Consider the following 17,018-nt stretch of genomic DNA (forward strand, 5'->3'; position numbering starts at 1 on the left):
AGTCTGCCTGAGTGAAGTAGTTATTGCTCTGCTCCTTGAGGAAGTCGCGCAAAAGCGAAGGTTGTTACAGAAGCAAGGATGGGAGGTTCACATCACAAGGTGCAAGATGTGAGTAAAAACAATTTCGTGGCTAGCAGCGGAGGTGCTGAAAGTGAGAGAAGCGGCTGGAGCTTTTTGCAAAGTAGCGGTCATGGGCTGATCTCAAACGGTTGAATAAGGGAACGGCAGCAGAATTAGAGCGGCAACGATGATTACCGCAACTTTTCTGCTCTACAGAGATAAAAACTGTTAGCGCGATCGCAATGAGTTGGGCTAACTGCTTGGCATAAAAGATGCTGCCGCAGCAGATGGAACCATTCGGTAGACGAAAACCTGATTTCAGTAATCTGACGGGTTCATACGCTTGCCGTCAGTTTGCTTCGATGTACTAACAACACTTACTCCGTGAATGTACATCGAAGATACAGCACCCTACCTGTAAAATCTACTACACGTCTTTCTGCTTTACAGTCTTTTTATGAATTTCTTCATAATAATTTGGTGCTTTGTTGAAAGTAAAGCAAGCGATCGTCCACACACTCTATATTTTCATCATTTTTGAACTAGTGAGCGCCTTAAAGTTCTACTGGAAGGCATTTAAAGGATTTTTATATATTAAGAAATAACAATCAAAAAGTAATTTAAACCTTAAAAAAGAAGTGATTTAATTCTTGTAAAAATTGACATTAAAAAATAATCCACCAAGTCTTAAATGAAATCGTAGTGGATTGCGTAAGTATAATTTATTGCTTAAATGAAATTGGTTTACTGATTGCGTCCTAAACTGCGTTGTCTCAGCAATCTTGTTAGCTCAGGCCTCTAATACTCAACTCCCAGCCAACTTTAACGTGTTGTCCTACATTCTGAGGGTCAGAAAAGGTCTGGAGAAAGTCAGATCTTTATAGCAATAACTCTTGCGGCAGGGCAATGAGCCGCGATCGCTCCTGCGGGTCGTACCAAAAGATAGAGGCTGTGACCCCCCACCCTGACTATATTTGAATCATTCCTGGTTGAGTTCTCTGTTCTTTTGCCTTTCTGGTTAGAGTGAGCTGCACAAAACGTTGAAAAGGGAGAACCGTTTTGCTGGGCAACTCGATACAAGTCGCTTTACTACCATCCATGACTTCGGGAGATCTTGGCGCTAACTCACTCACCACCCCTGTGGTTAAAGTTGGGGTTGACTCTGGCACAGGCGCTCAGATGGGTGCCTTTCGGCGGTTTGCTCAAGTGGCAGAACAGGTAGGTGCCACAACGAAACGTTTGGCCAAGTCTGCTTTACTGGGTCACTACTTTAATAGCCTCAATGATGAGCAGCTAGCTTATGCAGCTCGTTATTTTGCAGGTTATGTGTTTCCTCTAAAGGAGCAAAGAACAACTAAGGTTGGAGGGGCAACTTTGTTGTCAGCTTTGATGCTGATTACGAAGATTGAGTTGGAGACGCTCAAGACGCAGTTGGTCAAACTGGGAGACTTAGGTGATGTCACGGCTGCTGTGTTTCCCGATCGCGCCTTATCTTCTCTTGATCTTACCGATGTCGCGATCGCCCTAGAGCAAATTGCCAAAACCAAAGGCTCCAAACGCAAATTAGAGTGGGTGGTAAAACTGCTGAAACGCGCGACTCCTCTAGAAGCTAAGTATTTAATCAAGCTGTTATCTGGAGATCTACGGATTGGTCTCAAAGAAGGCGCGGTAGAAGACGCGATCGCTCGGCTGGCGAAGCAAAAGGTAGAGCGGATTCAGTGGGTGAATATGTTGCTAGGGGATATTGGGGCAACGGCTGTGTTGGCTCGTCACGGCCAGCTAGAGCAAGCCCAAATGCAGCTATTTCATCCAATTAAGTTTATGTTGGCAAGTCCCGCCGAGGATTTGGCAGAAGTATCCCGGCTGTTGCCAGGAGAATTTGCGGTTGAGGATAAATACGATGGCATTCGAGCCCAAGCCCATATTGCTCCCGCCGATCCAGTAAATAAATCGGCTCACGGAATCGTGATTGATGGCATTCGGGTGGCTCTTTTTTCTCGCACCTTAGATGACATCACAGCAAGTTTCCCAGACTTATTGGCTCCATTGGCTGCTTTAGCAAGAGGGACTGGAGAAGGAGAAACCACAGAATTGATTTTGGATGGCGAGATTGTGCCATTCCGAGATGAGCAAATTCTCCCTTTTCAAGAACTCCAAAAGCGGCTGGGACGTAAAACCCCTACGGAAAAACTACTAGCTGAAGTGCCTGTGACGTTTGTTGCCTATGATCTGCTCTACCAAAATGGCACGGTGTTGATAGAGGAGCCGTATGTGCAGCGTCAAACAGCATTAACTATGCTGCCACTGGCGACACCGAGAGTTCGTCGGGCAGTCTCACAACGCTTTAGCGATGCCACGGCTTTGGATGCAGAATTTCTCGCAGCTCGCGATCGCGGTAACGAAGGCTTGATGGTCAAGGCACTTGACTCTACCTACAAACCAGGGCGGCGGGGTAAGGAGTGGCTGAAAATTAAGCGGGCGATCGCCACTTTGGACGTGGTGGTGACAGCGGCAGAGGTTGGCACTGGCAAGCGTAGTCGATTTCTCTCCGATTACACCTTTGCTGTGCGAGCTAGTGAAACCGATCCTACTTTGCTGAATGTGGGTAAAGCTTACTCTGGCTTGACGGATGTGGAAGTAACAGAGCTATCTACTTGGTTCCAAGCGCATACGGTACAGGAGTTTGCTCATGGCAAAGTGCATGTCGTGGAGCCTCAAATTGTTCTGGAAGTGACGTTCGATCGCGTCCAACTCTCCAAGCGCCACAAGAGCGGCTATGCCCTGCGCTTTCCTCGGATTGTGCGGATACGGCATGATAAGCCGCCAGAAGAGATTGACACGCTAGAAACAGTCCGTCGGCTCGCAGAAACATGAGAACTTATCAATCATGACGCAAAAACTGGAAACTAGAACGGATCTCACTCACAACTTGGCAGCAGCCTGTACCGTGTTCGCACAGTTTGTCGGAAGCATTTCTACCGCTAGTAAATTGGTGGCACTACATGACTCCGATGCTGATGGTGTGACGGCGGGAGTGGTATGGCAGCAAGCCTTTCAGCGAGCTGGGTTTGTCGCTCCTACCCGTGTGATTCCCGATCGCGAACGTAATGCTTGGACGGTGAGCAACCGCGATCGCGTCAAGACGGAGCATCCCGAGCGCTTATTTGTCTTAGATTTGGGCAGTCAAGCCGAACCTGTATTGGCAGGCGTTCCCACCTGTTTCATCGATCATCACCATCCTGAAGGAGTACCACCGGGAGATACGCTAATTAGCGCTTACACTTGGGACCCTGTACCGAATACGTCCCTTCTAGTTTGGGATCTGTGCCAAGCGATCGCGGATATCTCGGATTTAGACTGGGTTGCCGCAATCGGAATTGTCAGTGACTTGGGCGATCGCGCTCCTTTTGAGTTGTTGAGTACTGCTAAGCGCAAGTACACCGCCAAATACTTAAAAGAGGCAACGGTTCTCATTAATGCTATCCGCCGAGCCTCTCACTACAACCCAGAAGCCGCAGCGCAAGCCCTACTGACGCACAGCAACCCTAAGGAATTGGTGAACTCTACCTCAGATGCCGTGCAACAGTTGCGATCGGCGCGGGCAGAGGTGAAAGCAGCAATGGAGGCAGGCTGAAAAGCGGCCCCTGTTTTCGCGGGGGATGTGGCGTTGATTCAAGTTAACTCTCCCTGCCAAATTCATCCCCTGCTGGCTCAAAGTTGGCGCACTCGTCTCCCTAAACATATTGTGATCGTGGCTAATTCCGGTTATCTCCCTGGCCGAGTTAATTTCTCCGCCCGCTCTACCAGTGCCAATGTGTTGGAGTTTCTCCGGGCACAGCAGATCTCTGAGGGAGAAGGCAGCTACGGTCACGGGCATGATCAAGCATCAGGAGGTAGTCTACCACAGGAGCGTTGGCAGGAGTTACTGCTCAAGATTGGTTTTCCGAGAGAGGCGATCGCTTCCTAGCTCACTGCTCCTAAAAGATGTAGCGTTTCTTTCTCAGCATCAGTCAGCCCTGTTATGCCTGTAATCTTCATACCTTCATAAGGGCGAGGGGCGCGTAGAACGTTGAGGCATTTTCCAGTGGCAATCTCCCAAAGGCGAATGGTGCCGTCTTGGCTGCCAGTGGTTAGGGTTTTGCCGTCGGGAATAAAACAGACTGAATTAACTGTATGAGTGTGACCTATAAGCACTTGCAGGCATTTTCCGGTGGCTACATCCCAAATCCGAGCAGTTTGGTCATCACTACAGCTAGCCAGAAGTTTGCCATCTACACTAAATTTTGCCCGCCAAGTCTGCTTGGAGTGGCCTGGGAGAAAGTGCAAACAGGTACGAGTGTTAGCATCCCACAAACTCAGAGTGCCACTAGGGCTGCTACAAGCTAGGATTTGGCCATCGGGACTGAACTCGGCTAACCAGACTGGATGCTCTACAGGGGGTAAGGCGGCAAGATATTCTCCAGTTACCAAATCCCAGAATTTGACGGTTAAATCTTGCCCACCACTGACTAACGTTTTGCCATCGGGGCTACAGGAAAGGGACCAAGCTCGGCCTTGGTGTGCCGCGATCGCTCTTAAACATTTACCCGACTGCACATCCCAAAATTGAATACATCCATTCCCCGCACCGCTGATCAGTACGTTGTCGTCGGGGCTAAAAGCGACTGCCCAGAACCAATAGATACTTCCTGGTAGAACTAGCAGACAGGCACCCGTTTCGGTATCCCATAGCCGAAGAGATAGATCACTGCCACCGCTGGCAACCATAGAACTGTCTGAGTTAAAGGCAACCGACCAAATTTTAGCGGTGTGCCCTTTCAAGGTTTTGCCAGCTTCTTCAGTTGAGAAATCCCAAAAGCGAATCATGCCATTATGATGGCCACTGGCTAACCAACGACGATCGTGAGCATAAGCAAGGGAAAAAATCTCATCTTTAAATCCATGAAACGTTCTGATCAATTGCCCAGACTTGACATCCCATAACTTCAGGATTTGATCTTCTCCACCTGTAGCGCAGATTACGCCATCAGGACTAAAGGCGATTGCTGAAATCTGGTTAGAATGGCCCTCCAGCAACTTTTCACAACGCCAAGTCTCTACATTCCAAAGCTGGGCTCTATTTTTAGAATCAGTCATAGCTAATAATTTCCCAGTTGGGTCACAGGCACTGGAAAATACTACATCTATATGACTTGGTAAGATAGCTAAACATTCACCTGTGCCACAGTCCCACCTTCGCACAGTTTCATCATCCCCGATGCTTAGTAATATCTGATTATCTAGATAAAATTCTATGAACCGAACCCAATGTTGATGCCCTTGTAGAACCCGTAGACAGTTCCCGGTATGAGAATTCCACAGGCGAATCGTGCCGTCAGAACTGCTACTAGCCAGCAAGCGACCATCAGGGCTGAGAGCTAGTTTCCAGATGCGAGCGCTATGTCCTATTAGAGTTTTAAGGCACACACCTGAATTCACTTGCCAAATTTTCACCGTTTGGTCACTGCTGGCACTGAATAAAAACTGACCATCTGGACTAAATAATATATGCTGAACCCAACTATTATGTCCTTCCAGCATCCTCAAGTAGGTCTTTGTGGCAATGTCCCAAAGACGAATGGTATGGTCGTAATTACCGCTAGCCAAAATGCTACCATCTGGGCTAAAGGCGACTGAAGAGACCCAACTGCTGTGCCCCTTCCAAGTAAAAATTTGTCTTCCTGTTGGGACGTGCCAAAGTCGGAGAATGCCATCAATTTCTCCAGTTGCTAGCAAGTTGCCATCAGGACTAAAAGTAATGGCGAGAATGCTTCCGGTGGTTTCGGTAAAAACAGATTGCTCGATAGTGGTATCAGTGAGATTGATGCGATGTAGAGAGATATTGGCTAAATAAGCTTGGCGAATTGCTAGATTAGAGAAATCGCGATCGCTCAAGTCTACTTTTAGATGGCAAAGTAGATTGAGGATATTACCTGCCGCATAGCCTGTGTACGATGAAGGCTTACCTCGCAACTCTGCCAAAAGTTGGTTTAGTTGTTGTTCAACCGCTGCAAATTCGCCTAATTTAGCCAACAGCTGATCCGTGAGTGTCTGGAGAATCAGTTGCTTTTGAGCCTCACGGATATAGTCTTTGGCGATCGCTTTCAGCAAAGCATGACTTTTGAAGAAACGTATATCGCCTGTTTGGATCTCCACTGCGATCGTCTGAATGAATTGAGCGGCGAAATACTCCATCAGCACTGGATGCAGCGTAAAGCGATCGCCAGTTTTTTCTAGTGCCAAGCGGCGTTGCAGGGATTGTAGCGTGGTGGGTAGTTGCTTCTTAGAGATGGGAGAGAGGAGATCCTCACTTAGTTGGGCGATCGCTACTGGCTCGCGATTGATTACCAGCCAATAAATCACCTCAATTTCCTGCTCGGTTAAGCGCTGAAAGTACCACCCTAGCAAGTCTTGCAAATCATGAAAGATGGGCTTGCCATATTTGAGGAACTCACTAATACTGCCACAGAAAACATCCCGAATATGTTTGGCGGCTAGCTCTAATGCCAGAGGATTACCATTGTAGAGCGCAATCAGTTCTTGCCAATCTTGCTCAGAACCAGCAAACTGATCAATCTCAGCAAAAATCTGCTGTCCATCGGTGACTCCCAAACCTCCTAGCTCTAGCGATCGCACAGGTCGATTGCGACCTTCTAAACGCGCTACTTCTCGGGGCTTCTCGCGGCTGGTGAGCAATAGGCAGCTTTTGTGAGGTACTTCTCCCAGTTGCTTGAATAGTTGTCCGTAGCCTTCATATCCTGCTCGATATTGCCCTGCTACATCTCCACTTTGCAGAATCGTTTCTACGTTATCCAAAATCAGCAAGCAGCGTCGCGATCGCAGGTAGTGCAATAACCGAGAAAGACTGTCTTCTAAAGTATTTGGCAGGGTTGATTCCTGCTGATTCGAGAGAATCTGGATCAGATCTACCAGTAAAGTAGCCAAGGGAGAAGCATTGAGGAGCGATCGCCAAACGATGCACTCAAACTCATCCTGAATATTCTGAGCCAAAGCGAGAGATAGGTTAGTCTTGCCCATCCCACCGGAGCCAAATTTCAGCGAGAGCCCCGTTTTGCCAGTGCCACCAATACCCAAAATTGCGACTAGACGGCACCGATCCCCTAAAACCCATTGCTCCAAAGTGCTCAATTCCTGCGATCGCCCAAAAAACACGGGAACTTCCGGAGCCTCTCCCCAATCCTGATAACAGGATAGGGATACTTTAGGCGGAACTGCTGGAGCATCAACTCTTGCTGTTTTTTCTGGTTCTACAACCGATTGCCAAGGTAGTTCCAGAACTTGACAGAAAACCTTAAAGATTTTCGCATTGATGGCCTCGCCCCGTAAAAACCGCTTCCAAGTAGAAAGAGAAACACCAGGTGCAAAAATTTGTTGGCCTGCGTAAGCTTCAGAGCCCCAATCGGTGGCGGAGTCAAGAATTTGACTAGCGACAATTAACCACTGCCTGTCTTCAATTGCCCAGTGTCTCGCCTTCCTAAGCTGCTTGATTCGATTTAACTCCTGAGGGGAGACCTTGAGCGAGGGCATTGATAGATTGCACGAGAGCGGAAACTGAGTCTATCTCAGTATTGCACGCTCATTTCAGAATTGATGTTGACGAAATGTGACACTGAACCAAAACTGAACCAAAAAGTGAACCGATTAAAATCCGTACGAGGCCATACTTCTAGCGATGTTTATAGATAGGAGATGACTTGTTGGTTCTAAAACAAACTTCTCCTAAGCTACGTCTACTTTGAAGGAGCAAGCCGCAATGGTGCAGTACCCCGCCTCACCCCAATCATATCAAGCGTTTCTCCAAAAGGTGCGATCGCTCGATCTTGGTCCTATTGCACATCAATTAATGCACTCTCAGATTGGTCCTCAGTGGACGAAACTTCAGGCTACCAGGGCGATCGCGCGTTATCTGGGTTTTCTTTATTTGGTAGGACAATATCCTCGCTTACAACTGGTACCAACTCAAGAGATCGATCAAGTTTGGCATCAGCATATCCTTGATACGCATAAATATGCGGAAGATTGTCAACACTTATTTGGGCGATTTATCCATCATTTTCCCTATTTAGGTACTAGAGGAGAAGCAGATCAACAAGATTGGCAACGGGCTTATGCACTTACTCAAGTGCTCTTTCGCAAACACTTTGGTCTAGATCTGGCGACGGCTGCTGCTCCATCGGATTGCGAGCCGTTACATACGATGCAAACTTGCCGAGGTGTAGATCGATCTTCTACTCAGTCGCGCCCTACCGTTAGCCTCTCAATGGAAGATGCTTTGAGGAGCTTTTTTACGCCTGCCTAAATATCCCGCAGGCTGAAGCTTGGGGCTATTGAAACCAAGCCTGCCTCCGCAGGCTATAAATAGTTTTTCAAGAATGAGACCGCGCAGGCGGTCTTTGTTTTTGTAGCCGTGACTTTAGTCGTTAAGTGATAGGTTGTTAGGCTTATACCAAGGTTTGCAGCAGGACGGCTGTTTCCTTAGCTTCGGTCAGCATTCCCAACTCCTCAAAGCGGTGTTTCGCTGTCGCGGCCCAATGTTGGGCGATCGCACCGTTGCCACGGGCTTTTTCTAGGCGGGCTAGCGATCGCTCACAAAAGGCGACTCGGCATGTGTCTTGGTTGGTTGTGGCTGCTTGCAAGCCTTCCTCTAGCAAGTGTTGTGCTTCGCTGAAGTGCTGTTGCTGAATGGCAATATCCGCTAACCAGTCTTTAGCTAAAAACTTAGCCCGTTGCCAATTCAGGTATTCAGCTTGTGCTAAGACTTGTTGGAATAAGGTGTGGGCTTGGTTATAGTTTTCGGTTTTGTAAGCCACCTCGCCTTGGTAATACCAAATCTGTATCTGCGATCGCGGCATGGCTGTCTCGATCGCAGCGCGGCTAAGGAATTGTTGCGCTTGTTGTAGCCAGTCTGTCGCTTCGATAAAAAGGCGCTGTTGAATTCGGAGCACGGCGATGTTGATGGCTAACTCGGCTTGGAAGTTGAGGGTTTGGTAATGTCGCTGTTCCCAAGCTTTTTGATAGAGGGTATGAGCTTGTTCTAAATGTCTGGATTGACCGAGTAAAGTTAAGGTCCAGCCTTGGTCCAGCCTCACTTCTAGAGCAGTAAACCAATCTTGCCGTTGCTCGGCGGCTTGGATCAGCCAATCAGCCCAGTCGAGGCGAGTGTTCCAGACGTTCAACCGATTTTTGCGGTAGCCTTGCGTGTGGGTGTAGGAGTTGACCTGCTGCCACAACTGCCGCATCTCGTCATAGCGATCGCTGGCAATACACCATTCAATCACCGCTTGCAGGTTATCCCATTCCTGGTCGAGCAGAGGATATTCCTGCCATTCTTTGCCATCTTTGCCGCCGTGCTGTTGCACATAAGACATGAACCAATTGATCCAGCGATTGCGGGCTGCTTGCTCAAAGTTGGGATGGGTCGCCAATTCTGCTAAAGCATATTCTCGCGTTAGCGCCAAGATACTGTAGCGCCCTGCCTGCTGATTCACCAGAGAAAGTTGCAGCAATTGTGCCAACCCCTCCATCGAGTGAGCGAGATTGTCGCTGCCTGCAATATGCGCGATCGCCTCTAAAGGAGCTGACCCCGGAGACAGTGCCAACGCCATGAGTAAGTAGTGAGGTAAGGTTCCTTGCAGCAGGGACATAGAACTCTGGAAATAGAAGTGAGCATAGTCCCCAACCGCCAAGGTCAAACGAGAAGATAGATGCTTCACTGGGTAACCTGCTGCGAGTTGCCCGATCGCATAAACAATAGCCGCAGGTACGCCGCTGGTGTAATGATGTAGGGTTTGCACATCGGCTGACCCTAGCACGATACTCTTGCTTTGAACCTGCTGCTGAATGAGGGAAAAGCTTTCCGCAGGTGGCAGTGGCTCTAAGCGAATGGCATGAAATGAGAACTGTTGACGGCTGGTGATCACCACTTTAACCGTAGAGGGCAGGTCATACAAGAATGCTAATATCGACCGCCAGTCTTCTAAGGTTTCCAGGTTGTCTACAATCAGCAGGGTGAGCTGACGATTTAACGCATCCTGAATTTGTTCAATCTGCTCCTCAAAATCCATCAATAAGATATCCGAGCACTTGAGCGTGCGAGCGATCGCGCGGAAGACATCCCGCAAACTCCGCTCTGGCTTCAGACGGGGCAAGACTCCTTGGGGGGTGAGACGCTCTTGTTTGGCCGAGGTGAAGATGATCGCCTCAAACAGTCTCAGAAATGAGCCAGACTCTGGATTGGCAGTGCTGGATGTAGCGTGTAGGTAGTGATAGGCCGCAGACAAAGCCAGGGTGGTTTTACCCATGCCGCCAATGCCTTCGATGCTGATGCAGTGAGTGGGGCACTCAAAGGTCAGCGATTCTAGTAACTGGGCAAGTTCGCGATCGCGCCCTACAATGCGACTGAAATCTCGAACTGGTAGGTTGTGGGCGATCGCCGTTAAAGCCTTAGGCAGGATGAGTGGGGCAACGGGTCGTTGTGGTTGGGTGTTAGTTACTTCTCGTTGAATAAAGCGTTGTAATACTCCCCGAAAGTTATGTTTTGTGACTTTTTCACCTAACACTTGGGAGAGCAGCTGCCACAAGTGAGACCCCACATCTTTGACGTAGCCAGCATCGTAGTCAGAAGCGAGAGCTATATCTGTGTAGGATTTCCCGTCCCAAGATTGACGCAAAATTTCTGCCTGAATTTTGCTTAACCGTCCTTGAGGCAAGATTCGCTCAACAACTACTAATGCTTCCTCCACCGTCATTCTGTCTCACCCTTTGCTGATGTCGTTGAGATGGAACGGCTGTAATTCTGCCACCCATCTGGCTATTTCATAGTTTCCGCACCCCACAAACATTATCCCGGACTATTTGTTGGTATTCAAAGCCCCTCTCCTACAGGAGAGGGGTTTGGGGAGAGGTCAGCCTTGATTGTTATCGTAGAGAAGCTGCCAGTTCTTGTTGAATATGGCTCTTGGCAGCTTTGAATTCAGTGGCCATTTGCTCTTTTTGCTCAGTACTGCAATTGCGATCGATCGCGGCAAACATGGTGCTTTCTTCTTGACGAATGTGATCGCCCACGGCATCCATCAAATCCTTGATTCTGGATCTGAAGGCATCAGCATCAGCAGGATTCATCGCTTTGATTTCATCCAGCACCCGCTTCATTTCAGCTTGCTCGTCGTAAAGCTCCTGAGTGTCGTCGTTGCCGTAGAAGGGACGCACCTTAGGATAAACTACTTCTTCCTCGGCTTGAGCATGAACTAGCAAATCTTTGTAGAGCTGGCCGAAGTACTCTTGGAGTTTTTGAGGATCTTTGGTGGCTCCAATTTCTGTGAAGATGGTATTCACTTTCTCATGGTCCAACCGAATCAAAGTCTGGATATTCATATCCTGCTTGTCGGTGTTTTGAGTGATCACACTGCCAGCCACCCCAGAGAAAGCGGCGATCGCGTCTTGGACTCTAGCCCAGAGACCTTGATCGGCATCCTGTCCAGTCATTTCGCGGACACCCACCTGCTCTAGCAATCCTTTGAGTTGCTCTTGGTGCGCTCGACCTTCGAAGTTAACGGTATTCAAAGGACCAATGGCTAGTTCGATGTCTGCGCCTACTTTCTGAGCTGCCTTATGGATCACGATGCCACTCATCACTTGGCTATGCTTCATCAGTTCGTGGTGCATGAGTTTTTGGTAGAACGTCAACTCATTACCTGAAATCATCTGCTCAAACTGAGGAATAAAAGCCTTGGTTGCAGCACTAGGGTCAGATTGAATGCCGTATTGCACGATGACGGTGTCGATAATGCCGATGTTTTTCTGGTCGTCGGCCAGCATGTTCTGTAGCCGTTCCCGCACATCTTGGTAGGGGCAAGCTTCAATTAGCTTTTGATCGTTAGAGAGAATGAAAGCCTGGAGTGCTCGCAGGTCTGCCAATCTCTCTGCGATCGCTAGCCGTTTTGCATCATCTAGGGTTGTAACCATGTTGTTCTCTTGTTATGTCTTTTATGAGAAATTTAAGTTAATGAATGTTTTGTTCTTACGACCTAATCCTTGTGAGAAAAGTATTAAAGAACAGCAAGCCAGCATTACACTGGACTATGTTTCAAACAAAAAGGCTTGAATACCTTGATTCTGTCTAGGTTGCAGGCATCAGCCACCTAACTCAAGTTAGATGTTTCGGGGAGTCTGCCAAAAGTTGTAGGGAAATATAGGTTTAATCATCGTCGCTAACCCGGAATAGGTAGCCTGACGATGATCAAAGCTGAAATTCCGTAACTTGAGATACAGAGTCAGGAAACAATCTAGTCCTCAATAGATTAGGGACTAGAGCGATATACCAATGCCTGATCCGTTGATAGAGCACCTTGATGCAACTCGAATTCTGTTTGATTTGCAGCAGAGCAATGAAATTGCCCAAGGCTTTTCTGGTTGCTTAGAACCAGAGGAAATAGCTCGTCGGGTCGCGAATGGCTTGGTAGAGAAGTTTGGCTGTGCCTTAGCCCGGATCTGGCTACTAGAACCAGAGCAAACTACCTTAAAATTGGTTGCTTCTTCAGGGATGTATACGCATCTCAATGGCACCTTCGGGCGAGTTCCGATGGGAGCTTACAAAGTGGGCAAAATTGCTCAAAATCGAGTTTCCTTTTTGAGCAATCATCTTGCAGCAGAAACTTGGGTAGGAAATCGCGAATGGGCGATCGCTAACAACATTCGAGGATTTGCAGGATATCCTTTAGTGATTCAAGATAAAGTCATCGGCGTGCTGGCCACCTTTAACCATCAAGCAATGGAGACAGAGTTTTTAGAGGTTTTACAGACTCTTTGCACGGTTACAGCGATCGCCTTAGACACAGCTATACAATATCAGCATGAAAAGCAGATTTGGCAAACCTCGATGCAGTCGATGGCCCAGCCTGCGGTTCAGAACCTTACATTCAACTATCTCTCTCTTTCTGATCAATTAGTCAGTCTGCTAAGTGATACCCGCTTAACTTTGGTAGGCACAGAGCGACCTCTCCCTCTGCCAGTAGCTTATGTCTTCTTGCAAGCAGCCGAAACTTTGTACCAATTTACCTGTCACTATTGTCGGCTGATTTATACAGCAGAGTCTGTAGCATTAGAGGCCATGATTCCGGCAACTCATTTTCCCGACCTCGATCCACAAAATGGCTTGCCGTCCTCCCTAAATAAACTGTTTTTTACTGTCACCTGTTTAGGGGGAGTGCTGCAAACCCAAGCCACCAGTAATCAACGGGCCATGCAGTTTTTGCTCAAAGTACCCAATTGGCGCGATTTCGGTGGTCATCAACTGCGAATTCAATGCCGCTCATCAGTTCTACAACTAGCCTTTACACACCTAGCTTTTTCGGCAGGTCTACCCGTTTGCCGTGAAATAGCCAAAGAAGCAAACAAGAATGTACCCTTATTGACCGATGATGCTACACAAATTCAGACAGCGAAATGGGTGCTGTGGGTGCAACAGGGAAGTCAAATTGCACCGAAGGGGATTCGAGGCAAAGTTGATTTGTCTACCAGCCCAGAGGCATTAAGACAGGCAGTAGAAGCGTTGTCACAGGGTAAATCGTGGGGTATCGACCCAGATTTAGAAAAACAGCAACCTCTGTCTGAGCGAGAGTTGGAGATTCTGGCTTTGTTGACTCAGGGGCATCGCGATCGCGATATTGCCGATCATCTGATCATTAGCGAAAGTACCGTTAAGTTCCACATGAATAATGTCCTGGCGAAACTGCAAGCGCGGACTCGTTACCAAGCGATTTATGAGGCGATCGCTAAGGGATGGCTGGTTACATAAATCTGAGAAAGTGCTGCGATCGTTTCTCCTGTCCTTATTGTTAGATCTCCCACTTCCGTAGTGAGAGATACAAAGACTTGCGAAATCAGGACTTAATCTGGCAACACATTCCAGCCAGTCAGAAGTCAGCTTATGAACAATCACTATTCAGTCATTATTGTGGGTGGAGGTCAGTCAGGGCTTTCCATGAGCTATTGCTTAAAGGAGAGAGGCATCGATCACATTGTTTTTGAGAAGAACAAAATTGGCTATGCTTGGCGCACTAAGCGCTGGGACTCTTTTTGTTTAGTCACACCCAATTGGCAATGTAAACTCCCAGGCTATGCCTATCCAGGCGATGATCCTCATGGTTTCATGCAGAAAGACGAAATTGTACAATACATTGAAGCTTATGCTGCCTCTTTCGATCCTCCCATTCAGCAAGGTGTTGAGGTATTAAAGCTTAGTCAGAATGTAGCCCAAAACTTCTTTGAGGTGACAACTTCAATTGGAGAATACACGGCTGACCAGGTAGTTGTGGCATCCGGTAGCTACCATCTTTCTAAGGTGCCAAAGATTGCTGAACGGCTCCCTAAAAACATCACGCAACTCCACGCCTCAGAATATAAAAACTCCCAGTCTTTACCGTCTGGAGCCGTGTTGGTCGTGGGTACAGGGCAGTCAGGATGCCAAATTGCTGAAGATCTGCATTTGGCTGGTAGGCAAGTACATCTCTGCGTGGGGAGTGCGCCGCGATCGCCCCGACGCTACCGAGGTAAAGATGTCGTGGATTGGCTAGATCAGATGGGATATTACGATTTATCGATTGATGAGCATCCCCAAAAAGAAAAAGTGAGGGCCAAAGCTAATCACTATGTTACAGGTCGAGATGGAGGAAGAGAGATTAACTTGCGACAATTTGCTTTAGAAGGGATGCAACTCTATGGCAGGCTGAAGGATATCAGCGATCGCCAGTTGGAATTCTGGGATAACTTGCAGCAAAATTTGGATCAAGCCGATGCGGTAGCGGAAAGTATCAAGAAAACCATTAATGGATTCATTGAGGAAAACCAGATTGAGGCTCCGACAGAACCTGCTTACCATCCAGTTTGGCAGCCTGAGCAGTCGATTCTCAGCCTAGACTATGCTCAAGCCAATATTAGTACAGTGATTTGGTGTACTGGGTATCAGTCTGATTTTAGTTGGGTAGAGGTGCCTGTCTTTGATGGCAAGGGGTATCCAGGCCATGAACGGGGTGTAACTGGGGTGTGGGGACTCTATTTTCTAGGGCTTCCCTGGCTCTATACCTGGGGGTCAGGCCGCTTTTCTGGAATCGCCCGTGACGCCAGTTATCTAGCAGATTACATCGTCGCCAGGAAGAAGGTGTCATACCCCAATGACTGGAGTGTGGTCAATGAATTTTTGCTGGGTTCGTAGTCCAGAGACGCATTGTTAGCGACCTAGCGAAATCGATAGGTACTTAGGTCAGTTTGGTGATGGTTTGCAGCGTTTTGGCCTGAGAAATAGACCGAGCGATCGCCCTCCCTAGCCTTATTGATAGAGTTAAACCTTTCGTAGTGAGGGATACAAAGATCTCCTCAGCTAGCCCTTAATCTGGCAACACCATTCAAGGAAAAAGAGATGCCTGAAGTAACCACTCCTGCTCATCAAGTTGGTGATTTCTTTGTTGATTACGAAGAGAAAGTATTTCCCGATGTCAAAGCCGAACCTGGCGAGAAAGCATTGGTGACATTCCACACCGTTGCGTTTGAAGGATCGATTGGTTTTGTTAATCTCTTGCAAGCTACACGCTTACTGCGCAAAGGATTTGAGACTTCTATCTTGTTGTATGGCCCTGGCGTAACTTTGGGGGTGCAGCGGGGATTTCCTAAGTTAGGAGATGCAGCTTTCCCTGGACATCAAAACTTTAATGACCAAATCAGCAAGTTTATGGCGGAAGGTGGCAAAGTTTATGCCTGTCGCTTTGCTTTACAAGCTTTGTACGGGCATGGTGAACCCTCCCTGATTCCTGGCATCCGTCCCATCAATCCTTTGGACGTACTGGATTTAGTGCTCCTGCACCGCAAGGATGGAGCCTTGATTTTAGATACTTGGACCTTGTAAACAATGAATGATTCCCAAACCATTCGAGCCGCAGCCATACAGATTAGCCCAGTTTTGTTTAGTCGAGATGGCACCACCGAGAAGGTGTTGCAGGCGATCGCTAAAGCTGCCAAAGCAGGGGTGCAACTGATCGTTTTCCCTGAGACTTTTATCCCTTATTATCCTTACTTCTCCTTTGTGCAACCACCCGTTCTCATGGGGCAGGAACATATGCGCCTGTATGAAGAAGCGGTGACCGTACCTGGGCCAGTGGTAGATGCGGTGAGCAGAGCGGCTCGTTCTTATGCAATGGTGGTGGTGCTAGGAGTCAATGAGCGAGATCATGGCTCCCTCTACAACACGCAGCTAATTTTTGATGCCGACGGCACTCTATTGTTGCAGCGGCGCAAGATTACACCTACCTATCATGAGCGGATGGTATGGGGGCAAGGAGATGGTTCTGGCTTGAGGGTTGTGGAGACAGCAGTGGGAAAACTGGGTGCCTTGGCTTGCTGGGAGCACTACAATCCTTTGGCTCGATTCGCCCTCATGGCCCAGCATGAACAAATTCACTGTGCTCAATTCCCCGGTTCCTTAGTAGGGCAGATTTTTGCTGACCAGATTGAAGTCACGATTCGTCATCATGCCTTAGAGGCTAGCTGTTTCGTTGTCAATGCTACAGGTTGGCTTTTTCCAGAACAAGTCGGTCAGATCACCTCTGATGAGAAACTGCAACGGGTGCTCAGTGGCGGCTGTAATACCGCAATTATCGGACCTGAAGGAAATCATCTTTGTCCACCGATTACAGAAGGTGAGGGAATGGCGATCGCCGATCTGAATTTCTCTTTAATTACTAAACGGAAACGCATGATGGATTGTGTGGGTCACTATTCCCGCCCAGAGTTGCTGCAATTGCAAGTCAATTTAGAGGCTCAGACAGTGATGGCAGAATCTCCCGACAGCAATTTTCTAATGACCGAAACACCCCTCGATCCTTCGCTACAACCTACTCCCTAACTGC

Annotated in this window: 11 protein-coding genes; 8 read left to right on the forward strand and 3 right to left on the reverse strand. The window is 48.1% G+C overall.

Annotated elements, in window-relative coordinates:
* The first annotated feature begins 1,158 nt into the window (after positions 1-1,158).
* The 3 genes from H6F68_RS11205 to H6F68_RS11215 are packed head-to-tail and all read left to right on the forward strand — an operon-like array spanning position 1,159 to position 4,027.
* Positions 1,159-2,934, forward strand: coding sequence for an ATP-dependent DNA ligase (locus H6F68_RS11205; protein WP_190559019.1), 1,776 nt, complete (start codon positions 1,159-1,161; stop codon positions 2,932-2,934).
* A gap of 13 nt (positions 2,935-2,947) precedes the next feature.
* The gene (locus tag H6F68_RS11210; protein ID WP_190559021.1) at positions 2,948-3,694 is read left to right on the forward strand and encodes a DHH family phosphoesterase; all 747 of its coding nucleotides are present in this window, start codon (positions 2,948-2,950) and stop codon (positions 3,692-3,694) included.
* 27 nt (positions 3,695-3,721) lie between these two features.
* A complete protein-coding gene (locus H6F68_RS11215; RefSeq protein WP_206755516.1) occupies positions 3,722-4,027 on the forward strand; it encodes a DHH family phosphoesterase in 306 nt (101 codons plus the stop codon).
* On the opposite strand, the gene H6F68_RS11220 is transcribed toward H6F68_RS11215, so the two are convergent.
* Positions 4,024-7,647 (reverse strand): eIF2A-related protein, encoded by a 3,624-nt coding sequence (locus tag H6F68_RS11220; RefSeq protein ID WP_190559026.1) that lies wholly within the window; start codon positions 7,645-7,647, stop codon positions 4,024-4,026. The genes H6F68_RS11215 and H6F68_RS11220 overlap by 4 nt on opposite strands.
* A gap of 226 nt (positions 7,648-7,873) precedes the next feature.
* On the opposite strand from H6F68_RS11220, the gene H6F68_RS11225 reads away from it, so the two are divergent.
* Positions 7,874-8,419, forward strand: coding sequence for a glycine-rich domain-containing protein-like (locus tag H6F68_RS11225; RefSeq protein ID WP_190559028.1), 546 nt, complete (start codon positions 7,874-7,876; stop codon positions 8,417-8,419).
* A gap of 142 nt (positions 8,420-8,561) precedes the next feature.
* Here H6F68_RS11225 and H6F68_RS11230 read toward each other — a convergent pair whose 3' ends face one another.
* Positions 8,562-10,868 (reverse strand): NB-ARC domain-containing protein, encoded by a 2,307-nt coding sequence (locus H6F68_RS11230; protein WP_190559030.1) that lies wholly within the window; start codon positions 10,866-10,868, stop codon positions 8,562-8,564.
* A gap of 169 nt (positions 10,869-11,037) precedes the next feature.
* Positions 11,038-12,084 (reverse strand): hemerythrin domain-containing protein, encoded by a 1,047-nt coding sequence (locus H6F68_RS11235; protein ID WP_190559032.1) that lies wholly within the window; start codon positions 12,082-12,084, stop codon positions 11,038-11,040.
* A 358-nt stretch (positions 12,085-12,442) separates the two neighbouring features.
* On the opposite strand from H6F68_RS11235, the gene H6F68_RS11240 reads away from it, so the two are divergent.
* From H6F68_RS11240 to H6F68_RS11255, 4 genes are all read left to right on the forward strand, one after another.
* Positions 12,443-13,915 carry a LuxR C-terminal-related transcriptional regulator gene (locus tag H6F68_RS11240; RefSeq protein WP_190559034.1) on the forward strand — a complete coding sequence of 491 codons (1,473 nt, stop codon included), beginning with the start codon at positions 12,443-12,445 and terminating at the stop codon, positions 13,913-13,915.
* A gap of 132 nt (positions 13,916-14,047) precedes the next feature.
* On the forward strand, positions 14,048-15,331 hold the full coding sequence (locus H6F68_RS11245; protein ID WP_190559036.1) for an MSMEG_0569 family flavin-dependent oxidoreductase: 1,284 nt from the start codon (positions 14,048-14,050) through the stop codon (positions 15,329-15,331).
* 204 nt (positions 15,332-15,535) lie between these two features.
* On the forward strand, positions 15,536-16,018 hold the full coding sequence (locus H6F68_RS11250; protein ID WP_190559038.1) for an MSMEG_0572/Sll0783 family nitrogen starvation response protein: 483 nt from the start codon (positions 15,536-15,538) through the stop codon (positions 16,016-16,018).
* A 3-nt stretch (positions 16,019-16,021) separates the two neighbouring features.
* Positions 16,022-17,014: a Nit6803 family nitrilase gene (locus H6F68_RS11255; protein WP_190559040.1), complete on the forward strand. Its 993-nt coding sequence runs from the start codon at positions 16,022-16,024 to the stop codon at positions 17,012-17,014.
* Positions 17,015-17,018 lie beyond the last annotated feature (4 nt).

The sequence above is a fragment of the Trichocoleus sp. FACHB-262 genome (assembly GCF_014696035.1).
In the GTDB taxonomy this organism is placed as follows: Bacteria; Cyanobacteriota; Cyanobacteriia; order FACHB-46; family FACHB-46; genus Trichocoleus.